This is a genomic window from uncultured Tenacibaculum sp. (assembly GCF_947499065.1).
GTDB lineage: Bacteria > Bacteroidota > Bacteroidia > Flavobacteriales > Flavobacteriaceae > Polaribacter.
Genome location: NZ_CANMMT010000002.1, coordinates 591,288 through 614,661 on the forward strand (window position 1 = coordinate 591,288; position 23,374 = coordinate 614,661).

The window sequence follows — 23,374 nt, forward strand, 5'->3', positions numbered from 1 at the left end:
TTTTGGGAAAATCACAAATTACACAGATAATACTACGAATTCTATTTCTGACAATTAATGGAATCATTATTTTTTATACTTATACTAAAGGTTTGATAGCTAATAGTGTTGGTTTTTCATTAATATTTGTTTTTCAAATATTTCTGTTTATCGATTTTTTAAAAAAATTGTTTGCTGATATAGAAAAATCTATTGATTGCTTATTAAACAATGACTATTCGAATACCATTTCTAAAGAAAAAAGAGAAACTCCTTTATTTAATAAAACAGCTCTATTACTAGAGAAACATAGAAAGTTAAGTTTACAAACAACTTCAGAAACATTAATTTTTAGTAATATAATAGAAAGCTTAACTATTGGAGTTCTTATCTTAAGAAAAGATCCTGAAAATACTATTGATGTATTTCAAATAAACAAAGCCTTTATTGATTTTTTAAAAATTCCTAAGTTTTATAATTGGAATTTATTAAAAGATAGAATTGGAAACTTGTCAGATTTTATTTCTGAATGGAAGCACTTAAAGCATACAATCTCTTTAAAAGTAAATAATAAGGAAGAAGATTTCTTTTTTAAAAGTTCTGTTACACAAACAAATGAAGATCAGTATTTAGTTATAACTCTGGAAACCATTCAACAATTAATTAATAAAAAAGAAAAAGAAGCTTGGTATAAATTAATGAATGTAATGTCTCATGAAATTATCAACACCATAACACCTATAAGCAGTTTAGCTGAAAATTTAGAAGATTTGATTCAAGATGAAGTAGATGAGGAAACATTAGAAGAATTATCAACTGGTTTAAAAATTATTAAAAAGCGTTCTAAGCATTTAACTTCCTTTGTAGACACTTACAGAAAACTAGCAGAACTTCCATTACCAAATAAGCAAAAACTAAATTTAGTTTCACTTGTCGATAATACGTTAAACTTATTTAACAAAGAATTTCAGTCGAAAAACATCAAACTACATAAGTTTACAAATGTAAACAGCGATATTTATGCAGATAAAGAGCAAATAGAGCAAGTAATTATAAACTTATTATCTAATTCTTTGTATGCTTTAGAAGGTATAGATAACCCTGTAATAACAATAGAAATAGATGCTAATAAGGCTAATAAGCCCTATTTAAGGGTTAAAGATAATGGTATAGGAATTTCAGAAGAGATTAAGGATAATATATTCGTCCCTTACTTCACTACACGAAAAGATGGCTCTGGTATTGGATTAACATTAAGTAAGAGTATAATTGAGGCTCATGATAGTATTATACATTTTAAATCTAAGCCAGGTGATACAGTTTTTACTGTTACATTTATTAATTAATCACGTTTTTACAATTGTAAACTATTAATTATCCCCTTTTTGATTAGATTAATAACCTTATATATTAAGTTTTTAAGGCTTAAAATAGATTATATACTATCATATTAGATATTGTATCTAACTCATACACCCGTTTTTAATGAAATTACATATGTAATACTTATAAATACCTTAAATATTCGTGTTTTCAAGTATGTTACAAGTGTATACTGTCAATTTACTAATTAAGAGTTTAATATTTAGTAGTATATAGTTTTTTTCTATTAAAAACATCTAACTTACTGTTTGTTAGAGTATTAAACACTATTAAGTAAAGTGATTTTCAGGGTTAAAACACCCTTTTAATGAGAAATTATCAAATATATTTGGTTACAAAAGTAAATCTACATATATTTACAAACGTAAACAATAATTATACGTTCACAATTGTAAATGATAGAGAGATTAAAAAGCATATTAGACTATTACAATTTAACAGCTTCAAGTTTTGCTGATAGAATTGATGTACCAAGATCAAGTATTTCTCACCTGCTCTCTGGAAGAAATAAACCAAGCTTGGATTTTATTATAAAAGTTGAAAAGGCTTTTGAAGAAGTAGAATTAGATTGGTTAGTATATGGTAAAGGAAATTTTCCTAATACTATAAAAGATAATTTTACAAATGTTGAAGAAACTACCACTTCTCCATCATTATTTTCAAATCCCTCTCCTGACGATATTTCAAAAAAAAACGAAAATATTTCCATACAGGAGCAACAGAGAATACTAGATAAAAAAATAAAAAACATTGTTGTGCTATATGAAGATGGCACTTTTGAGGACTATAAAAAAAGATAGTGTAAAAATATTTTCCCTGCCCCTTAATAGACAATCACCCCTCTAAGAAAAACCCCTCTTTTCTTAGACCCCTACTAAGAAAATATTTATCTTCTTGATTCCCTCAAGAAACCCCTTATTATCTTGGTCCCCTCCAAGATGCCCTTTAAGTTAAAAAGCCTGTATCAAAAAATGATACAGGCTTTTTTATTTTATAAAACTAGCTTTTGCAAAGCTACTCTTCCTATGTTAACATTCCTCCATCTACAGATAAAGTCTGTCCAGTTACATAAGCACTCATATCAGAAGCTAAGAATACACATGCATTTGCAATATCTTTTGGAGTACCTCCTCTTTTTAAAGGAATTTCATTTCTCCAACCTTCTACAACTTTCTCATCTAACTTAGCTGTCATTTCTGTTTCAATAAAACCAGGAGCAACTACGTTACTTCTAATATTACGAGATCCTAATTCTAAAGCTACAGATTTTGAAAATCCTAAAATTCCTGCTTTTGAAGCTGCATAATTTGCTTGACCTGCATTTCCTTTTAACCCAACAACAGAACTCATATTAATAATAGAACCTGCTCTTTGTTTCATCATTGGACGAATAACTGCTTTGGTTAAATTAAATACAGATTTTAAATTTACTTGAATTACTTTATCAAAATCATCTTCAGAAATACGCATTAATAAATTATCTTTAGTAATACCTGCATTATTTACTAATACATCAATAGATCCGAATTCTTCTAAAACATTTTTTGCCAACTCTTGAGCTGCATCAAATTCAGCTGCATTTGATTGATATCCTTTTGATTTTACTCCTAATTCTGCCAATTCTTTTTCTAATGCAACTGCTGCATCAACAGATGAACTATAAGTAAATGCAACATTACATCCCTGATTTGCAAACTCTAAAGCAATTCCTCTACCAATTCCTCTGGTAGCTCCTGTAATAATTGCTGTTTTATTTTCTAAAAGTCTCATTTATTAGTTGTTTTAATAGGTCAAATATAAAAATAAAATCCTGCTAAAAAATAATCTTTAGCAGGATTTTAAGTAGATAAATTTTTATTTTACTAAGACTTTATCTTTTTTTCATTTACATAATTAAATAAGTAATCAACATCTAACTCTTGAATCTTACCTAATTTTTGTAATGACTTAACATCTAAGTCTTTTTTATTTCCAATTACCATTACGTTATATGACTCACCTTTAACGTTTTTATCAAAAAATGCTTTTAGATCTTCAATAGTCATATTCTTAATAGTATTGTACATTGCTTCTCTGTTGTCATTATCAATACCTAACTTTTTTAATCTTTCATAAGACCAGAAAATATTAGATTTTGTAATTCTTTGAGCTGCTAATTTCTTTAATGTAGCATTTTTAGCTGCATTAAATTGTTTCTCAGCTTCAGGCATGTTGTTCATTAAATCCATCATAGCATCTACTGCTTGCGATAATTTATTTGCCTGAGTACCAACATATGCCAATACATAGTTAGGATCATCTTTCTTTCTTGCATTACTATATGAAGCAAATGCAGAATAAGCTAAAGACTTACTTTCTCTAATTTCTTGGAATACAATTGATGATAATCCACTTCCAAAATACGTGTTAAATAAAGTTGAAGCTGCTAAGTTTTCTGGCTTGAAAGGCTCTCCTTTTGCTAAGAAAATCATTTCTGTTTGAACCATATCGTAGTTTGTATAGAATACATTACCACCAGTTTTTAACTCTTCATACTTTTTAGCTTCAGGATAATTTTTCAATTCTCCATAAATTTTATGGTAATCGTTTAAGGCAGTTACAGCTGCATCTATATCTTTTCCATAGTAAAAAATACGTTGCTTGTAATTTTTCATTCCTTTAACAATGTTCACTAAATCTTCAGGATTGATAGCTTTTAACTCATCAATTTGCATAATATCTCTTAAACGAGAATTTTCTCCATACTTACCATAACTGTATAAACCATTCCAAAGAATATTTCCTTTTTGAGTTTTACCGTCCTGACGTCCTTTGTAAATTTTCTCTACATATTTTGTGTAAGCATCTTGGTCAGCTTTTGCATTATCCCATAAGTGCTCTAATAACTCTAATCCTTTAGGTAAGTTTTCTTTTAATCCTCTTAAACCTACATATGTTTTATCATCCTGAGCAATTACATAGTAATCTACTCCTAACTTATAAAATTCTTTTTTGATTTCCTCAGCAGAATATTTATCTGTTCCTAGGTATTCAAGGTATCCAGCAGCAAGACTTAACTTTTTGTCATTATCTTTACCCATATCAAAAATGATATTTAAGTCAAATAAATCATTGTTTTCATTTAAAACATATGATACTTTAATATCATTAGCCATTTTTGTTTCCTTAATAGCTGTTTTATAGTCTACAAACTTAGGCTGTAATGGTGCTGATTTTTTCTCATTAAACTCTTTTAAGAATTCAGAACTCTTATCTCTGTTTAATTTAACTGGAGTAATTCCTGGGTTTTGAACTTTTACGATGTTCTTATCTTCTCCTTTACGTTTGTATGTTACCACATAATTATTTTGGTAAAATTTATTAGCAAAGTCTACTAATTCTTTTTTAGAAATTTTCTTTAAATCTTCTAAGAATTTTACTTTATCTGCCCAGTTTTCATGGTGAATAAACGCATTAAAATATGCACTAGCTAATGCTGTATTATTCTCATACTGACGAGTTTGACTTAATTTTAAATCATTAACTACAGCTTCAATCATCCATTCTTCAAACTCACCTTTCTTTAATTTTTCAATTTGCTCTAATAATAAATCTTTTACTTCATCTAAAGATTGTCCTGATTTTGGATTTCCTGAGAAAGAGTGGTATCCATAATCATTTAAGAATGTAGGAGAACAGCTAGCTCTTTGTACTGCTTGCTTTTGGTTTAAGTTTAAATCGATTAAACCTGCATTACCATTTGCCATAATCATATCACAAAGAGTAACATATTTTTCCTCTTCTGTATTAACTCCTCCTGATCTATAAGCAATAGATACTGATTCTGAAGTTGGTCCAAATACTTCTTTAATAATAGGTTGAGTAATTGGATCCTCTTTTGGTAAAACTGGGTGCTCTAATTCTTTTTTCTTAAACTTTCCAAAAGTTTCGTTTACTTTCTTAATTGTAGCGTCAAAATCTAAATCTCCAACTAAAACTACTGCCATGTTATTTGGTACATAGTACTTGTCAAAATAGTTATGAATATCTACCATTGAAGGATTCTTTAAGTGCTCTCCTGTACCAATTGTAGTTTGTTGTCCGTAAGGGTGCTTTGGAAATAATCCGTCTAACATTGCTGCATAACGCTTTCTAAAATCGTTATCTTGTCCTCTGTTAAACTCCTCAAATACAGCTTCTAATTCTGTATGGAATAAACGTAAAACTAATGTACTAAAACGCTCAGATTCTAAATCTAACCACTTGTCTAACTCGTTCGCTGGTATTTTATTTTTATAAACAGTTTCTTCAAACCAAGTATGAGCATTTGTACCTGTAGCCCCTAAAGAAGCAGTCATCTTATCATACTCATTTGCTACTGAATAATTAGAAGCTTCTAAAGATACTTTATCTATTTCTTTATAAATAGCTAACTTCTTTTCTGGATCCTCTTCTGCTCTATGCTTTTCATATAAGTCAGAAATTTGTTTCAAATACTCTTTTTCTTTTTCCCAATCTGCAGTACCAATTTTGTGAGTTCCCTTAAAAACCATGTGCTCTAAATAGTGAGCTAAACCTGTTGAGTTTTTTGGATCATAATTTGAACCTGCTCTTACTGCTATGTAAGTTTGGATTTTTGGTTCATCAGTATTTTTACTTAAATATACTTTTAAACCATTGTCTAAAGTGTATAATCGTAATCCTGTTGGATCATTAGTTACAGTTTCATATTTAAAACCGTCTTGACTTGTGTGTTGTTCAGTTATTACTTCATTTGCTGTAGAGGTAGTTGTTTTTTTACAACTCACTACAGAAACAAGTAACATGCTAAATAATAGCAATTTAAATGTTTTCATTTGTATTTGTGTTTGATTAAATTAAAAAATCCGTTGAATTTACAAATTCAACGGATTTTAAAGAAATATATTTTAGTTTTTTAACAGTTTTTATAAAAAAACTATGCTAAAGCTTTTGCTACCATTTCTCCTATTTTAGCAGGAGACTCTACTACGTGTACTCCATTTTCTGCTAAAATTTTCATTTTTGCTTGTGCAGTATCATCAGCTCCACCTACAATTGCTCCAGCGTGTCCCATAGTTCTTCCTGCTGGTGCAGTTTGACCTGCGATAAAACCAATAACTGGCTTACGATTACCATCAGCTTTAATCCAACGAGCAGCTTCAGCTTCTAAGTTTCCTCCGATTTCACCAATCATTACAATTGCTTCAGTTTCATCGTCATTCATTAATAACTCAACAGCTTCTTTTGTAGTTGTTCCAATAATTGGATCTCCACCAATACCAATTGCTGTAGTAATTCCAAATCCTTGTTTTACAACTTGATCAGCAGCTTCATATGTTAAAGTACCTGATTTAGATACAATTCCTACTTTTCCTTTTTTGAAGATAAATCCTGGCATAATACCAACTTTAGCCTCATCTGGTGTAATTACACCTGGACAATTAGGTCCTACTAAAGTACAATCTAAGTTATCAATGTAAGCTTTTACCTTAACCATATCAGCTGTAGGAATTCCTTCAGTAATACAAATAATTACTTTGATTCCTGCTTCAGCAGATTCCATAATTGCATCAGCAGCAAATGCTGGTGGTACAAAAATAATAGAAGTATCAGCTCCTGCTTTTTCAACAGCTTCTGCAACTGTGTTAAAAACTGGCTTACCTAAATGTTCTTGACCTCCTTTACCTGGTGTAACACCTCCTACGATGTTAGTTCCATAGTCAATCATTTGACCTGCGTGAAAAGTTCCTTCACTACCAGTAAATCCTTGTACAATAATTTTCGAATCTTTATTTACTAAAACACTCATTGGTTTGTTTTTTATTTATTTTTAAGTCAGACAAAAATAGTTTTTTAATTGTTTTTTCACAATTAAATTTACGTTACTTTTTATTTGGTTTTGTTGCGTTTTTTAAATAGATAACTTCACGCATAGTTTGACGGTATTCTCTTTGTGGTGTTCCATAATAAGTTCCCTTCTTTAAAGACTTTGAAACTCCCGTTTGCGCCATTAATACTGTTCCTTTTTCTATAGTTAAACCACTAATTATTCCTACTTGCCCCCAGATAGTTACTTCATCTTCTATTACTGTACAACCTGCAATACCTGTTTGAGCTGCTATTAAACATTTTTTACCTATAATTGTGTCATGTCCAATATGTACTTGATTATCAATCTTAGTTCCTTTACCTATGGTTGTATCACCAGTTACTCCTCTATCTATTGTACAAGAAGCTCCTAAATCTACATTATCTTTTATTACAACTCTACCTCCAGAAATTAATTTATCAAATCCTTCTGGTCTATTTTTATAATAAAAAGCATCTCCTCCTAATACTGTATTGGCATGAATTGTTACATTATCTCCAATTATACAATCATTGTTAATTACTACATTGGCATGGATTAAACAATTTTTACCAATAGTAACATTTTCTCCAACAAATACATTTGGTTGAATTATTGTCTCTTCCCCTATTACAGCTGAATCTGAAATACTTTTATGAGAAGCTATAAACGGGTTATAGTGTTTTGTTATTTTATTAAAATCACGAAATGGATCATCTGAAATTAATAATGATTTACCTTCTGGGCAATCTACTTTTTTATTAATTAAAATTGTAGTAGCTGCTGAGTTTAAAGCTTTATCATAATACTTTGGGTGATCTACAAAAACAATATCTCCTTTTTCAACTACATGAATTTCATTTATTCCTTTTACAGGAAAATTTTTATCGCCAACAAATTCTACATTTAATAATGTAGCTATTTGTTCTAAAGTTTGTGCTTGCTTAAATTTCATTTAAAAGAAATTCCCGCTAAAGCGGGAATTGTTTTTATTCTTTGATACGTTCTTGGTACGTACCTTTTGTTGTTTCTATTTTAATTTTATCTCCTTCATTAATAAATAAAGGTACATTTACTCGTGCTCCAGTTTCAACAGTTGCTGGCTTCGTAGCATTTGTTGCTGTATTACCTTTTACTCCTGGCTCTGTATGAGTTACCTCTAATATTACACTAGCTGGCATTTCAACAGATAAAGGCATTTCATCTTCTGAATTGATTATAATAGTTACAATTTCTCCTTCCTTCATTAATTCTGGTGCATCTAAAGCACTTTTTTCTAATGTGATTTGAGAATAATCAACCTGATTCATAAAGTGGAAAGTTTCTCCTTCCTTATATAAATATTGAAATTTATGTGTTTCAACTCTAACTGCATCAATCTTTCTTCCTGAAGGAAATGTATTTTCAATTACTTTTCCGTTAGTAACACTTTTTAACTTAGTTCTTACAAACGCTGGACCTTTTCCTGGTTTTACATGTAAAAATTCAACAACTTTGTATATATCGTTGTTGTATTTCATACATAATCCATTTTTAATATCTGATGTTGTAGCCATTCTATTTATGTTTGTTTTATAAATTGTTCTAACGATAAAGTCATTAAACAATCTTAATTTTTTATTTTAATTTGTTTTAAAATATCCTTTCATAATTCCTCTATGAGAATCTTTTATGAACTGAACTATTTCATCTCTTTCAGATGTAGCTTCCATTTCTGCTTCAATAATAGCTATTGCTTGAGTGTTATTGAAATTTTTCTGGAATAATATTCTGAAGATATCTTGAATTTCTCTAATTTTTTCAGTTGTAAAACCTCTTCTTCTTAATCCTACTGAATTAATTCCTACATATGATAAAGGTTCTCTTGCTGCTTTTACATATGGAGGTACGTCTTTACGTACTAAAGATCCTCCTGTTACAAAAGCATGATTTCCAACCGATGCAAATTGATGTACCGCTACCATACCTGCCAAAACAACATTGTCTCCAATATTTACATGACCTGCTAAAGTAGTATTGTTAGAAAAAATACAGTTGTTTCCTACGAAACAATCATGAGCAATATGGCAATAAGCCATAATTAAACAGTTGTCTCCTACTACTGTTTTCATTCTATCTGTAGTCCCTCTATTTATTGTAACACATTCACGAATAGTTACGTTATCACCTATTTCTACTGTGGTTTCCTCATCGTTATATTTTAAATCTTGAGGTATAGCTGATATAACTGCTCCAGGAAAAATTCTACAATTTTTTCCTATACGAGCTCCTTCCATAATTGTTACATTAGAACCAATCCATGTTCCTGAGCCAATTTCTACATTAGCATGAATTGTTGTAAAAGGTTCAATAACTACATTTCTAGCAATTTTTGCTTGGGGATGTACGTATGCTAGTGGTTGATTCATACTATTTTACTTTTGATATTTGCGCCATTAATTCTGCTTCTGCTACTATCTTTCCATTCGCATATGTATATGCTTGCATATGACAAATACCTCTTCTTATTGGAGTTATTAATTCTGCTTTAAAAATTAAGGTATCTCCTGGCAATACTTTTTGTTTGAATTTAACATTATCCATTTTCATGAAATAAGTTAAATAGTTTTCTGGATCTGGTACTGTGTTTAATACTAGTACTCCTCCACACTGAGCCATTGCTTCTACTTGTAAAACTCCTGGCATTACTGGTGCTCCTGGAAAATGTCCAACAAAGAAATCTTCATTCATTGTTACATTTTTCATCCCTACCACATGCTTATCTGATAACTCTAAAATTCTATCAATTAATAAGAATGGTGGACGGTGAGGTAAAATATCCATAATTTTATGGATATCCATTAATGGCTCTTCATTTAAATTAAATGTTGGCACATTATTACGCTTTTCCTTCTTAATAATTTTAGCAAGCTTTTTAGCAAATAAAGTATTTACTAAGTGTCCTGGTTTATTAGCTATTACTTTACCTCTAATACGAGTACCTACTAAAGCTAAATCACCAATTACATCTAATAATTTATGACGAGCAGCCTCGTTAGCCCAATGTAATTCTAAATTATCTAGAATTCCATTTGATTTTATTTTTATATCGTCCTTTTTAAAAGCTTTCTTTAATTTTTCTGTTGTACTTTCTGATAATTCTTTATCAACATATACAATAGCATTATTTAAATCTCCACCTTTAATCAGGTCATTTTCTAACAACATTTCAATTTCATGTAAGAAACTAAAAGTTCTTGCTGCTGAAATATTTTCTTTGAAATCAGAAATTTTATCTAATGTAGCATTTTGAGTTCCTAAAATCTTAGTTCCAAAATCTACCATTGTTGTTACTTGATACTCTTCAGAAGGCATTAAAATAATTTCACTTCCAGTAGTCTCATCTTTATATGATATAACTTCTTTTACAACATACTCTTCAATTTCAGCATCTTGTTCCACAATACCAGCTTCTTCTAATGCTTTAACAAAAAACTTAGAAGAACCATCCATAATTGGTGGCTCTGACGCATTGATTTCGATAATTAAATTATCAATATCTAAACCTACTGCTGCCGCTAAAACATGTTCAGATGTTTGAATCTGTACTCCATTTTTCTCAAGATTTGTACCTCTCTGAGTATTTGTTACATAATCAGCTTTTGCTTCTATGATTGGTTGTCCTTCTAAATCAACACGTTTAAAAGCAAATCCATTATTTACTGGTGCTGGTTTAAATACCATTGTAACTTCATTACCTGTATGTAACCCTACACCAGATAATGTAACTTCATTTTGTATTGTTTTTTGTTGTTTACTCATTTTTTATTTTTTGAGCATTGAACTCCTTTTCAATTTTATCTATTGTCGATGCTAGTTTTGGTAACTTTTTAAAATATACATAGGATTTGTTATAATCTGAGTATCCAAATGCTGGCGTACCTTGTACTACATCTCCATCTTTTAAATTTCTACCTATTCCTGACTGTGCTTGAATTTTCACATTATTACCTATAGAAATATGTCCAACAATACCTACTTGTCCACCTATCATACAGTTCTCTCCAATCTTAGTTGAACCTGCAATACCAGATTGAGAAGCTATCACAGTATTTTTTCCTATTTCTACATTATGAGCTACTTGAATTTGATTATCAAGTTTTACTCCTTTTCTTATAATTGTAGCCCCTAATGTAGCTCTATCTATTGTAGAGTTTGATCCTATATCTACATTATCTTCTATAATAACATTTCCTATTTGAGGAATTGCTTTATATTCTCCATTCTCATCTGGAGCGAAGCCAAATCCATCAGCTCCAATAACACTTCCTGAATGTATTTTGCAATTCTTCCCTATTTGTGTTTCAGAATAAATCTTAACTCCTGCAAAAATAACAGTATTATCTCCTATTACAGAGTTATCGCCTATATACGAGTTTGGAAAAATCTTTACATTTTCTCCTAATACAACATTGTTCCCAATGTAGGCATAAGCTCCTATATATTCATTCGATCCTATTTTTGCTGAATCAGCTATAAAATGAGGATTCTCTCTTCCTTGTTTATTATTTTTTGCTTCGTTATAAAACTCTAATAATTTTGAAAAAGACTGATATGCATCATCAACTTTAATTAATGTTGTCTCAATCTCTTTTTCTGGTTCAAAACTCTTATTAACTATTGCTACTGAAGCATTAGTTGTATATATATATGAATTATACTTAGGGTTTGATAAAAAAGTCAAAGACCCTTCTGAGCCCTCTTCTATTTTAGAAAGTTTATATACTTCTATATTAGGATTCCCTACAATCTCACCTTCTAATATATCAGCTATTTGTTTTGCTTTAAATTTCATTATCTGCAAAAGTAATTATTTTTGTTCAAATACATCTCCTTTGTCCTTTTTATGATTTTTTTAAACCATTTTTTTAGGATAACATAAGTAATGTTTTATTACTGGTTTTGTTAATGCTTTCAAGTTCAATTGATCTGATGCTTTGGCTATATCTATTAACTCACCTGTTTTTGCATAAATTTTAATAGGCTTATCAGTATTATATGCTTGATGCTTAACTTTACTAGAGATTACAAAATAGTTTATGTTTTCTTTTGTTATGTGTTTATTCTTTAAAACCTTATTAAAAATTTCCTCTTCATATTCTTCTTTAAAAGACTTCCCTTGAATTTCAATTTTTAAAAGATTGCGATGAATAATCATTTTTGCTAAAAAAGATAATACATAATCCTCATGATTAACCCATTCTTTAATAGCTGCCATGACATCATAGTCATCCAACTCTGAGAATATATTTAATGTATCATTAGTAAAGTTCTCTTCTGTTATTTTTGTATATAAAAAGTATTTAAAAGCTTTACTAGCTGGTAATTCAACACCTTTCATAGCTAGCTCTTTAGCTCTTTTTAAAACGTTTACCAAAGTATTTTCTGCAACTAAACCTGTTTTATGCAAATAAACTTGCCAATACATTAAACGTCTTGCTATGATAAATTTTTCTACAGAATATATTCCTTTTTGTTCTATCACCAATTCATCATTTACAACGTTCATCATCGTTATCAAACGATCTGATGAAATATTCCCTTCAGCTACTCCTGTATAAAAACTATCTCTCTTTAAATAATCTAAGCGGTCTATATCTAATTGACTTGATATTAATTGATATAAAAACTCCCGATTATATTTTCCTTCAAAAATTTGAATTGCTAAGCTTAATTGTCCTTTAAACTCCTTATTTAACGCTTTCATAAACTTTAGTGAAATTTCTTCATGCGTTATTCCATTAACAATACTATGCTCTAAAGCGTGAGAAAAAGCTCCATGACCTATATCGTGTAATAAAATAGCTATGTATAATGCATTTGCTTCTTCATCAGATATTTTTACTCCTTTTGTCCTAAGGATACGTACAGCTTTTTGCATTAAATGCATACAACCAATTGCATGATGAAAACGAGTGTGATTTGCTCCAGGATACACTAAATTGGATAATCCCATTTGGGTAACTCTTCTTAAACGCTGGAAATATGGATGTTCTATAATGTCAAAGATTAATGAATTGGGTATGGATATAAATCCATAAATCGGGTCATTTATAATCTTTAATTTGTTCGTTTTTTGGTTATTCAAAATATGTAAATACTTCTATTTAAAACAAAAGAATCATAATTTATTAACAAAAGCAAATTAACAAAAGCTTTATTAACGTATTTTTAGCTTTTTGAAATACAACAAAAGATCATTTAAACGTTATTTTTAGTGTAACACACAAAAATTTTATGAGAAACATAGACATACTTTGGGTTGATGATGAAATCGATTTATTAAAACCACATATATTATTTTTAGAAAAGAAAAATTACTCTGTTACTACCTCTACCAATGGTGCTGATGCCATAGATTTAGTTGATGAGCAAAATTTTGATATTGTTTTTTTAGACGAAAACATGCCTGGTATTACCGGACTTGAAACTTTATCGGCTATCAAGCAAAAAAATGCTAATCTTCCAGTAGTTATGATTACAAAAAGTGAGGAAGAATACATTATGGAAGAAGCTATTGGCTCTAAAATTGCTGATTATTTGATTAAACCAGTTAATCCAAATCAAATATTATTAAGTTTAAAGAAAAATTTAGATCATTCGCGTTTAGTTTCTGAAAAAACGACTTCTAACTACCAGCAAGAATTTAGAAAAATCTCTATGGATTTAGCTATGGTAAATTCTTATGAAGAATGGAGTGAGTTATATAAAAAACTTGTTCACTGGGAACTAGAATTAGAAAATATTAATGACACTGGAATGTTGGAGATTTTAGAATCTCAAAAATCTGAAGCCAATTCACAATTTTTTAAATTCATTAAGAAGAATTATCAAAGTTGGTTAACTAGTGATGATAAACCTACTTTTTCTCATACTTTATTCAAAGATTATATAGTTCCTAACTTATCCAAAGACCAAGGTGTCCTGTTAGTTGTAATTGATAATTTACGTTACGATCAATATAGAGTTCTTGAACCTTTTATTAATAATTATTTTAAGAAAGAAGAAGAACATTCTTATTATAGTATTTTACCTACTGCTACTCAATATGCTCGTAATGCTATATTTTCTGGACTGATGCCTTCTGAAATGGAAAAAAGGCATCCTGAATATTGGAAAAACGATACAGATGAAGGTGGTAAAAACCTATTTGAAGCTAATTTTTTAGATGCTCAAATAAAACGTTTAAGTTTAAATATTAAGCACGAATACTATAAAATTGTTTCCTTAAAAAGTGGTAAAGATTTAGCGGATAATTACAATAGCACCAAACAAAATGATTTAACTGTTGTTGTATATAATTTTGTTGATATGCTTTCGCACGCTAAAACTGAAATGGAGGTTATTAAAGAGCTAGCTGGTGACGATAAAGCTTATAGATCTTTAACGGTTAGTTGGTTTAAAAATTCACCATTATATGATATTATTCAAAAAGCTCAAAAACTAGGTCAAAAGCTTATTATCACTACTGACCACGGTACTATTAACTCTAAAAACCCATCGAAGGTAATTGGTGATAAGAATATCAGCTCTAACCTACGTTATAAAACTGGTAGGAGTTTGAGTTATGAAGATAAAGATGTGTTTGCAATTAAAAATCCAAAAGATATTTTTCTACCAAGTGTAGCTATTAATAGCCCTTTTATTTTTGCTAAGGAAGATTTGTTTTTTGCTTATCCTAACAATTACAACCACTTTGTTAAATATTACAAGAACACCTATCAACACGGAGGAATTTCTTTAGAAGAAGTAATTATACCTTGTTCAATTTATAATCCAAAATAATGAGATTATTACTCCTTTTTGTTCTTTTCTCTCAGATTTTATTTGCTCAAGAAGATAAATTAAGCTCTGCTGGTTTAGAATTAACAAAACAAAAGGTTGTTTATGATCCTAGTTATTTTTCAATAGATTATCCTAATGGAGATGTACCTGCAGGTAAAGGTGTTTGTACTGATGTTGTGATTAGAGCATATAGAAAACTAGGAATAGACTTACAAAAAGAAGTACATAATGATATGAAAAGTAACTTTTCTTTGTATCCAAAAATTTGGGGGTTAAAATCTACCGATAAAAATATAGATCACAGAAGAGTTCCAAACTTAATGATCTTTTTTAAAAGAAAAGGAATTGTAAAACCTATATCCAAAAAAGCTGAGGATTATATTCCTGGTGATATAGTTTGTTGGAATCTTCAAGGTGGAATTACACACATAGGAATTGTTGTTGATAAAAAATCAAAAGATAAAAAACGATATATGATTGTTCATAATATCGGTAGTGGTCAAGTACTTGAAGATTGTCTTTTTGATTTTAAAATCATTGGACACTACAGATACAAAAACTAAATTTTCTTAACATTTTTTAGTTCTTTATTTTTGCGCATTATGAATAAAAACTATTCTTTAAACGAATTAACTAAAATAGCCGAAGAAGTTGTACAAAACACTAAAAACAAAGTGCTTTTATTTTACGGCGATATGGGAGTTGGTAAAACAACTTTAATTAAAGAAATATGTAAAGTTTTAGGTGTTGACGATATAGCCCACTCACCTACTTTTTCTCTTGTAAATGAATACCAAACTGAAAACAACGACATTGTTTATCATTTTGATTTTTATCGTATAGAAGACGAAGAAGAAGCTTATGATATGGGAATTGAAGACTATTTATATAGTAATAACTGGTGTTTAATCGAATGGCCAGAAAACGTTAAAAATTTATTACCTTTAGATGCCGTTGCCATAAAAATTACACTTTTAGAAAACGGTCAACGTAATATTCAACTATAAACTAACTAATTCAATGGGGTACATCTCACCTTTTACAAAAGAACAATTAATGCCACAACCTGAAATGCTTGAAATAAAAAAGCAGAAGGGCGAATTATTCATAGGGCTACCTAAAGAAACACATTTTGAAGAAAAACGTATTAGTTTAACTCCCGATGCTGTATCTGCTTTAGTTGCTCATGGCCATAGAATTGTTGTTGAAACTGGTGCTGGTGAAGGAGCCAATTATAGCGATAAAGAATATTCTGATGCAGGAGCTAAAATATCATACGATATTAAAGAAGTTTTTGGTTGCAATATTGTTCTAAAGGTTGAACCACCATCTTTAGATGAAATAAAGATGTTAAACCCTCAAGCTGTTTTAATTTCAGCATTACAGCTTAAAACTCAAAATAAAAAGTATTTTCAAGCTTTAGCAAAAAAGCGCATTACAGCTATTGCTTTTGATTATATAAAAGATGAACATGGGGTTTACCCTATTGTAAAATCATTAAGTGAAATAGCAGGTATTGCCTCAATGCATATTGCAGCAGAATTGATGACTACTTCAAACGGTGGTAATGGTTTATTATTAGGAAATATTGGTGGAGTTCCTCCTAGTGAAGTGGTTATATTAGGTGCTGGAACTGTAGGTGAATTTGCCGCACGTTCTGCTATTGGATTAGGCGCACGAGTAAAGGTTTTTGACAATTCAATAACCAAACTCCGCAAGTTACAACACTGTATACAATCGCCTATTTATACTTCTACTGTACAACCAAAAACATTAGCCAAAGCTCTAATGCGTTGCGATGTTGCTATTGGAGCCATTAGAGGTAAAGATAGGTCTCCTGTGATAGTTACTGAAGGGATGATTGAACAAATGAAAGAAGGAGCTGTTATTGTTGATGTAAGTATCGATCGCGGTGGATGTTTTGAAACATCAAAAGTTACTACACATAGTAAACCTGCTTTTACACAACACGGTGTTATTCATTATTGTGTTCCCAACATTCCATCAAGATACGCCAGAACTGCTTCTGTTTCTATTAGTAATATCTTTACTCCTTACCTATTAGATATTGCGGAAGAAGGTGGTTTTGAAAATGCTGCTCGTTTTGATAATAGTTTAAGAAACGGTATGTATTTCTATCACGGAATTTTAACCAATAAAACAGTAGCTGATTGGTTTGATTTACCTTTTAGCGATATTAATCTATTAATTTTATAATAGCTTATTCTCAGTACATTTATAGGGTAATGTAAATTCAAAGCAAGTACCTTTATCCTTATTATTAGTAATTCTCAACTCAGTTTGATGCAATTCTAGTATCTTTTTTACAATTGATAAACCTAAACCTATTCCTTTATTTTTATCAGAAGTATTGAGTTGTGTGTAACTTTTTAATATGTGTTTTTGTTCTCTTTTACATATTCCCTCTCCTGTATCTATAATTTTTAATATTACATATTCTTCATTTTTACCTAAAAGTTCTATGCTAATTTCTCCATGATTAGGTGTAAACTTAATAGCATTTTCAATAATATTTTGAATAGCTCTTTCTATTAATAATTGATCAGCGTATACATATGCTATATTATTTTTAATAGCTACAGAAAGTGTTATTTTTTTAGTAGTTGAAATAAGTTCATATCTTTTTTGCAATTCAAAAACTAGGTCTGTAACACTAAAAAAACTTTTTTTAACTGTTACTTTTTTTGCCTCAAACTTAGTATACTCAAAAAGTTCATTTATCATATTTCCTAAATGACTAGCACTATTTTCTATAATAGACATAAAAAGAAATCGATCTTTTATAGTTATATTCTCTTTTATTTTCAAAGTTTCTATATAGCCTTTTATAGCAGTTAAAGGAGTTCGTAAATCATGAGCTATATCTGCTATAAACTCCTTTCTAAATTGATTTACTTCTGTTATATGCTGAATATTGTTTGCTATTGTCTCGGCCATACTATTATAAGTTAAAGCTAGTGTAGATAAATCAGAACTGGCTGCATTTGGGATTCTACTAGATAAATCTCCTTCTTTAAATTTATTTACATAATGTATAATTGTACGTAAATTTCCTGTTAAAAACCAAATACTTATCCACCCTACTACTATAGCAAACAACATAGTTATTAAAGTAGATCCTATACTTAAATCAAAAAAAAACTTAGTAAGTAGTTGCTCACAAATTTGTTGATACTTTTGACTTGCTAATATTATGTAGATATAACCAGCTTGACCATCTTTTTCAAAATAAGCCGCCGAAAAAATCTTTTTATTGGTTTCATCTCTTGGGTCATCTCCTAAAACATAGGATTGATTATTCTTAATAAACTCCTTAATAGGTTTTAAATCTACAGATTTAATATTCTTATCATTCTCATTATGCTCTAAAACAACAGAATAAACTATTCCTCCCTCTTCATTTAATAAATACACTTCAATAGCTCTATTTACTGCCATCATATCGTGCATCAAATCGTTAAATAGACTTTTATTTATTGCTCCATTTTCTAAAAATGGAGAATCATTTTTAAATTTTTCCTCAACTAAATGAGTAGCTACATTAGCATTTAACTGTTGAGTTGTTTGACTATAAAATTGTTTTAAAAGAAAAAAAGTAGTGTAAATGTAAACTCCTCCAATAATTAATATAATTACAAAAAAAGCACACTTAATTTTTTTAATTAACTTGTTTGAAACTGTTCTGTATAAATTCACCTTTCAAAGATTTTAGTTCTTCATTAAACTTATAACCAACTCCCCAAGAAGTTAGTATAAATTTAGGTGCATCAGTATTTGTTTCAATTTTACTCCTTAATCTATTTATATGTGAATTTACAGTATGTCTATAACCATCAAAATCATAGCCCCATATTAAATCTAATAAAGTATCTCTACTAAAAACTTTACCTGGTGTAGAAGCCATTAAAACTAATAATTCAAACTCTTTAGGTGAAAGATTAATTTTTTCAGAGTTAATTATTACTTTTCGTTTTTCAATATCTATATACAACTCTTCAAATTGTAATTTATCATGAATATCATGTTTTTTAGAATTTATAACTGTTGTATTTCTTCTAATAACAGCTGCTACTCTAGCAAGCAATTCTCTAACACTAAAAGGTTTTGTTATATAATCGTCAGCACCAAGTTCAAGTCCTAAAACTTTATCTATTTCATTACTCCTAGCCGTTAACATTATTATAGGAGTTTGCTTGTGTTTTCGAATAACTTTACAAATTTCTATACCATTTAAATTAGGAAGTGTTAAGTCTAAAATAATTAAGGAAAAATCTTCTTCTAACGTCTTATTTAAACCATCTAAACCATCTAAACAAGTTGTTACATTATAGTGGCTATCTAGTAAATTATATTCAATCAGTTTGGCAATAGCGATATCATCTTCAATAATAAGTATTTTTTTCATCTTACAGAATTTCGGGGGTTCGTTAGCTAACATAAAGAAATATACTGTGATTTAAAAATGATTTTTATGTGATACTTCTGTGATAACATTCAAAGTTATTTACATCATTAAAACAAAGCTGCAGCGTAAAATCAATATTAATTTAATTAAATCACCATGAAAAAAACAGCCTCAAATGATGATATTCTATACGAAAGAAAGATAGAAATTGGTAAAAAGAAAATACACTACCTAAAACCATCAATACAAAAAAGTACAATTGGTAATTTATCTCTTAAAGATCAAGAAAAGTTTATTGAATACGGTATTGCACCATTAGTTCCTCCGAAACACAAAAACATTTTAGAAGCCTTTGAATACTGGGTTTCAAAAACACCAAAAGCTAATGCCGCAATTCATTTAAACAAAGTAATTACTTACAAAGAGCTAGATAATCAAGCCACTATTTTAGCTCTTTTATTAAAACAAAAAGGAATTTCTTCTGGAGACAGCATTGGCTTGTACATGCATCGTTATTTAGACATGCTAATAGGCATTATTGCTTGCTTAAAATTAGGAGCAATCTATGTTCCTCAAGACCCTAGAATAGTTCCTAAAAACATGCTTAATTCTATTTACAAATTAAGTAATGCTTCAATAATAGTTTCGCATTCAAATTATCAAAATCAAGATTTATTTGAAAATGAAAGCAAAGTTGTGTTCATAGATAATGAATTATCTAAAGACATTTATAAACACTTATATGGAAATGTAAAACTGATTAATCAAAAAGGAAACACACCTAATTCCACATGCTTTATTTTATTCACTTCTGGAACAACAGGTGTACCAAACGGTGTTCAAGTTACTCATAAAAACTTGTGTAACATTTTATACACTTCACCAGGAAACCTCAATATAAAATCAGGAACTAAGGTAGCTCAAATACTCAATATTTCTTTTGACATGGCTGCTTGGGAAATTCTTGGTTGTTTAGGAAATGGAGGAACCTTATTGATTAGAGGTAAAAACATACAAGAAACTGCTGAAAAAGCTAATGTAATTATTGCTACACCAACCATACTTACTACTATAGATGTAAATAAATGTAAGTTGGTAGAAACTGTTGCTGTAGCAGGAGAACCTTGTCCTGAGATTCTAGCCAATAAGTGGGCCAAAGTTTGTGATTTTTACAATTCATGTGGCCCTACTGAAACCACTATTGTAAACACCATGAAAAGATGCGATCTAAAAAATAAAGAACTATCCATTGGTAAACCTACCCCAAACAACACTGTATATGTTTTAAACGAAAAGAAAGAACCTTGTGAAATTGGTGAAGTAGGAATTATGTGGGCTGGTGGTAATTGTGTTACCAAAGGCTATATAAACAATGACGAGTTAAACAAGAAACGCTATGCCTATGATCCTTTTTTAAACAACGGAGATCAAATGTTTAATACTGGTGATCTTGGTAAATGGAATTCAGAAGGAGAACTTATCCATTATGGAAGAGTTGATGATCAAGTAAAAATCAAGGGATTTAGAGTTGAGCTAGATGCTATTTCAAAAATAATTGAACGAAATCCAAATGTAAAAAGAGCTGTAACTCTAAAGCATCAAAACTTTCTTGTTTCTTTTATTAGTGGATCTTTTAAAAATAGAACAGAGGTTTTAGAATTATTGAAAGAGAATATTTCTAAAGAACTCCCCTATTATTATTTACCTAGTGAATTCATTTTTATGGAAGAACTTCCAAAAACATCTCGTGGTAAAATAAATAAGACTGAATTAAAAGATTTTTTAAACTAATTAAGATGGGAACAATAGTATTACCTCCTAAAAAAGGATTTTTATATCGTTTAGGAAAACATCCATGGCTCATACCTTATCATAGGCTATTTATCTTAATTACTTTGATAAACGCTTTTGTAATGATAAAAGCATTTACAACATGGAATTGGTTTTCTTTAAACAACATTCAACTTGATAAAATAGCTGAAGTGATTTTATATAATTTTTCTCTAGCTATATTAATAAGGCAACAATATATTATTAATATACTCTTTAAAATAGCTACAGGTGTGCCTAAAAGCTGGCCTTTGTTTATTAGAAGAATATGTGCTAAAGTTTATCATTTTGGTGGATTACATAGCTCTAGTGCCACTATGGGAACCTTATGGTATGTTATTTTTGTTATTAGTTTATACTATAATTTCACACATAAACTTCATAACGTTAACCTTCCTATTATTTTAGTTACTTCATTAATATTGATATTGTTAATCGGTATTTTAATAACTGCTTTACCTAAAATGAGAGCTAAATATCATAATCAATTTGAAATAGCACATAGATTAGGTGGATGGACAGTTTTATTTCTTTTCTGGGTTCAAATGATTTTGTTTTTAAACATGCAACATTCATTAGAAACTATTGCACAAAGCTCAAACTTTTGGATACTAGTAACGCTAACAATAAGTGTTATACTTCCATGGCTGCGTTTGAAAAAAGTAGAGATTGACATTGTAAAACCATCAAATCATGTTGCTCTAGCTTCTTTTAATTATGGTGTAACTCCATTTGCTGGATCATCTACCGCTTTAAGTAGAAATCCTTTATTAGAATGGCATTCTTTTGCTAATGTTCCTTCGCCACAAAAAGAAGGTTTTCGTTTAACAATTTCAAGAGCTGGAGATTGGACAGGTAATTTTATTAATGATAAACCTGAAAAAATATGGGTAAAAGGTATACCAACTGCTGGTGTAGGAAATATTGACAAGATATTTAATAAAGTTATTTGGGTTGCTACTGGTAGTGGAATTGGTCCATGTATTCCTCATCTTCTATTAAATGAAACTCCATCTTTGTTAATATGGGCTACTAGAAATCCTGAGAAAACATATGGCGAAGACCTTGTAAATGAAATTAAAGCGGTTCAACCAAATGCTATTATCTGGGACACTGACGCCAATGGCAAACCCGATTTAGTTAAACTAGCCTACAAAGCTTACAAAAGTTTTAAAGCAGAAGCAGTAATCTGCATATCTAATCAAAAGTTAACTCAAAAAGTGGTGCATAATATGGAGTACTTAGGAATTCCAGCATATGGCGCTATTTGGGATTCTTAAACAATTAATCTAAAAATTTTAAAAACATGAATGTACTATTTAAACAAATAGACAGGGTTCTTATTGCCCAATTAAATCGTCCTAAAGCTTTAAATGCTTTGAATTCTGAGATTATGCATGAGCTTTTAATTGGATTAGAAAAATATGATTTAGATCCCAAAATAGGCTGTATTGTACTTACAGGTAACAAAGACTTTTTTTGTGCTGGTGCAGATATTAAAGAAATGAATAAAATGAATGCTTCTCAAATGATTGAAGAAGATTATTTTAACCATTGGGAGCGATTTACTAAACTAAAAACTCCAATAATCGCGGCTGTTTCTGGTCATGCTTTTGGAGGCGGTTGTGAACTCGCTATGATGTCTGACATCTTATATGCTTCAAGCAATGCTGTATTTGGACAACCAGAAATAAAACTTGGAGTAATTCCTGGAATTGGTGGTACACAGCGACTTACTAAGCTTATAGGTAAAGCTAAAGCCATGGAAATTATTCTCACAGGTAGAGATATAACGGCAACAGAAGCTAATTCAATTGGTTTGGTTTCACAGCTATTTTCTGAAGAGAATTTTATGGAATCTGTGATGAATAAAGCTCATAACATTTCAAATTATTCAAAAACAGCTTTAAAAATAGCTAAAGAAGCAATTAATCAATCATTAGAAACTGGACTTACCTCGGGAATTGTTTTTGAACGAAAATTATTCCATTCACTATTCAACACTAATGATCAACAAGAAGGAATGAATGCTTTTATAGAAAAGCGAATTCCACAATTTAACACTCCTCATAAAAACTAATAAC

20 protein-coding genes are annotated in these 23,374 nt (G+C 29.8%); 9 read left to right on the forward strand and 11 right to left on the reverse strand.

The window, feature by feature from the left end:
- Nucleotides 1-2: 2 nt before the first annotated feature.
- Complete coding sequence (locus Q0958_RS07040) at nucleotides 3-1,325, forward strand: HAMP domain-containing sensor histidine kinase (protein ID WP_299121541.1); 1,323 nt, start codon at nucleotides 3-5, stop codon at nucleotides 1,323-1,325.
- 432 nt (nucleotides 1,326-1,757) lie between these two features.
- Nucleotides 1,758-2,162, forward strand: coding sequence for a helix-turn-helix transcriptional regulator (locus Q0958_RS07045; protein WP_299121544.1), 405 nt, complete (start codon nucleotides 1,758-1,760; stop codon nucleotides 2,160-2,162).
- A gap of 223 nt (nucleotides 2,163-2,385) precedes the next feature.
- On the opposite strand, the gene fabG is transcribed toward Q0958_RS07045, so the two are convergent.
- The 9 genes from fabG to Q0958_RS07090 all read right to left on the reverse strand — a co-directional run bounded on the left by fabG (nucleotide 2,386) and on the right by Q0958_RS07090 (nucleotide 13,337).
- Nucleotides 2,386-3,132 carry a 3-oxoacyl-[acyl-carrier-protein] reductase gene (fabG, locus tag Q0958_RS07050; RefSeq protein ID WP_150898578.1) on the reverse strand — a complete coding sequence of 249 codons (747 nt, stop codon included), beginning with the start codon at nucleotides 3,130-3,132 and terminating at the stop codon, nucleotides 2,386-2,388.
- A 92-nt stretch (nucleotides 3,133-3,224) separates the two neighbouring features.
- Nucleotides 3,225-6,197 carry a M16 family metallopeptidase gene (locus Q0958_RS07055; protein WP_299121548.1) on the reverse strand — a complete coding sequence of 991 codons (2,973 nt, stop codon included), beginning with the start codon at nucleotides 6,195-6,197 and terminating at the stop codon, nucleotides 3,225-3,227.
- A gap of 101 nt (nucleotides 6,198-6,298) precedes the next feature.
- On the reverse strand, nucleotides 6,299-7,171 hold the full coding sequence (gene sucD, locus Q0958_RS07060) for a succinate--CoA ligase subunit alpha (RefSeq protein ID WP_150898576.1): 873 nt from the start codon (nucleotides 7,169-7,171) through the stop codon (nucleotides 6,299-6,301).
- A 73-nt stretch (nucleotides 7,172-7,244) separates the two neighbouring features.
- Nucleotides 7,245-8,165, reverse strand: a complete 921-nt coding sequence (locus tag Q0958_RS07065) for a UDP-3-O-(3-hydroxymyristoyl)glucosamine N-acyltransferase (RefSeq protein WP_299121552.1) — start codon at nucleotides 8,163-8,165, stop codon at nucleotides 7,245-7,247.
- A 34-nt stretch (nucleotides 8,166-8,199) separates the two neighbouring features.
- Nucleotides 8,200-8,766 (reverse strand): elongation factor P, encoded by a 567-nt coding sequence (gene efp / locus Q0958_RS07070; protein ID WP_299121555.1) that lies wholly within the window; start codon nucleotides 8,764-8,766, stop codon nucleotides 8,200-8,202.
- Nucleotides 8,767-8,832: 66 nt separating this feature from the next.
- Entirely contained in the window at nucleotides 8,833-9,618 is a 786-nt protein-coding gene (gene lpxA, locus Q0958_RS07075) for an acyl-ACP--UDP-N-acetylglucosamine O-acyltransferase (RefSeq protein ID WP_235275295.1), read from the reverse strand.
- Between the two features lies 1 nt (nucleotide 9,619).
- Nucleotides 9,620-11,011, reverse strand: coding sequence for a bifunctional UDP-3-O-[3-hydroxymyristoyl] N-acetylglucosamine deacetylase/3-hydroxyacyl-ACP dehydratase (locus Q0958_RS07080; RefSeq protein WP_299121559.1), 1,392 nt, complete (start codon nucleotides 11,009-11,011; stop codon nucleotides 9,620-9,622).
- Nucleotides 11,004-12,044 carry a UDP-3-O-(3-hydroxymyristoyl)glucosamine N-acyltransferase gene (lpxD, locus tag Q0958_RS07085; protein ID WP_299121562.1) on the reverse strand — a complete coding sequence of 347 codons (1,041 nt, stop codon included), beginning with the start codon at nucleotides 12,042-12,044 and terminating at the stop codon, nucleotides 11,004-11,006. Before lpxD ends, Q0958_RS07080 begins: the two co-directional genes overlap by 8 nt.
- Before the next feature lie 60 nt (nucleotides 12,045-12,104).
- The gene (locus tag Q0958_RS07090; protein ID WP_299121566.1) at nucleotides 12,105-13,337 is read right to left on the reverse strand and encodes an HD domain-containing protein; all 1,233 of its coding nucleotides are present in this window, start codon (nucleotides 13,335-13,337) and stop codon (nucleotides 12,105-12,107) included.
- A gap of 149 nt (nucleotides 13,338-13,486) precedes the next feature.
- On the opposite strand from Q0958_RS07090, the gene Q0958_RS07095 reads away from it, so the two are divergent.
- The 4 genes from Q0958_RS07095 to Q0958_RS07110 are packed head-to-tail and all read left to right on the forward strand — an operon-like array spanning nucleotide 13,487 to nucleotide 17,251.
- A complete protein-coding gene (locus Q0958_RS07095) occupies nucleotides 13,487-15,034 on the forward strand; it encodes a bifunctional response regulator/alkaline phosphatase family protein (protein WP_299121569.1) in 1,548 nt (515 codons plus the stop codon).
- On the forward strand, nucleotides 15,034-15,597 hold the full coding sequence (locus Q0958_RS07100; RefSeq protein WP_299121572.1) for a DUF1287 domain-containing protein: 564 nt from the start codon (nucleotides 15,034-15,036) through the stop codon (nucleotides 15,595-15,597). The genes Q0958_RS07095 and Q0958_RS07100 overlap by 1 nt, the downstream gene beginning before the upstream one ends.
- Nucleotides 15,598-15,636: 39 nt before the next feature.
- Nucleotides 15,637-16,041, forward strand: coding sequence for a tRNA (adenosine(37)-N6)-threonylcarbamoyltransferase complex ATPase subunit type 1 TsaE (gene tsaE / locus Q0958_RS07105; RefSeq protein ID WP_299121575.1), 405 nt, complete (start codon nucleotides 15,637-15,639; stop codon nucleotides 16,039-16,041).
- Nucleotides 16,042-16,054: 13 nt separating this feature from the next.
- Complete coding sequence (locus Q0958_RS07110; protein WP_150898566.1) at nucleotides 16,055-17,251, forward strand: alanine dehydrogenase; 1,197 nt, start codon at nucleotides 16,055-16,057, stop codon at nucleotides 17,249-17,251.
- Here the strand turns inward: Q0958_RS07110 and Q0958_RS07115 are convergent.
- Both Q0958_RS07115 and Q0958_RS07120 read right to left on the reverse strand, forming a co-directional pair.
- On the reverse strand, nucleotides 17,246-18,751 hold the full coding sequence (locus Q0958_RS07115; protein ID WP_299121584.1) for a HAMP domain-containing sensor histidine kinase: 1,506 nt from the start codon (nucleotides 18,749-18,751) through the stop codon (nucleotides 17,246-17,248). The genes Q0958_RS07110 and Q0958_RS07115 overlap by 6 nt on opposite strands.
- On the reverse strand, nucleotides 18,714-19,460 hold the full coding sequence (locus tag Q0958_RS07120) for a response regulator transcription factor (protein WP_299121587.1): 747 nt from the start codon (nucleotides 19,458-19,460) through the stop codon (nucleotides 18,714-18,716). Before Q0958_RS07120 ends, Q0958_RS07115 begins: the two co-directional genes overlap by 38 nt.
- Before the next feature lie 156 nt (nucleotides 19,461-19,616).
- Here Q0958_RS07120 and Q0958_RS07125 point away from each other — a divergent pair, with 156 nt between their 5' ends.
- The 3 genes from Q0958_RS07125 to Q0958_RS07135 are packed head-to-tail and all read left to right on the forward strand — an operon-like array spanning nucleotide 19,617 to nucleotide 23,370.
- A complete protein-coding gene (locus Q0958_RS07125; protein ID WP_299121590.1) occupies nucleotides 19,617-21,251 on the forward strand; it encodes an AMP-binding protein in 1,635 nt (544 codons plus the stop codon).
- 5 nt (nucleotides 21,252-21,256) lie between these two features.
- Nucleotides 21,257-22,570 (forward strand): hypothetical protein, encoded by a 1,314-nt coding sequence (locus Q0958_RS07130; RefSeq protein ID WP_299121592.1) that lies wholly within the window; start codon nucleotides 21,257-21,259, stop codon nucleotides 22,568-22,570.
- A 26-nt stretch (nucleotides 22,571-22,596) separates the two neighbouring features.
- Complete coding sequence (locus Q0958_RS07135; protein WP_299121595.1) at nucleotides 22,597-23,370, forward strand: enoyl-CoA hydratase-related protein; 774 nt, start codon at nucleotides 22,597-22,599, stop codon at nucleotides 23,368-23,370.
- The last annotated feature ends 4 nt before the right edge of the window (nucleotides 23,371-23,374 follow it).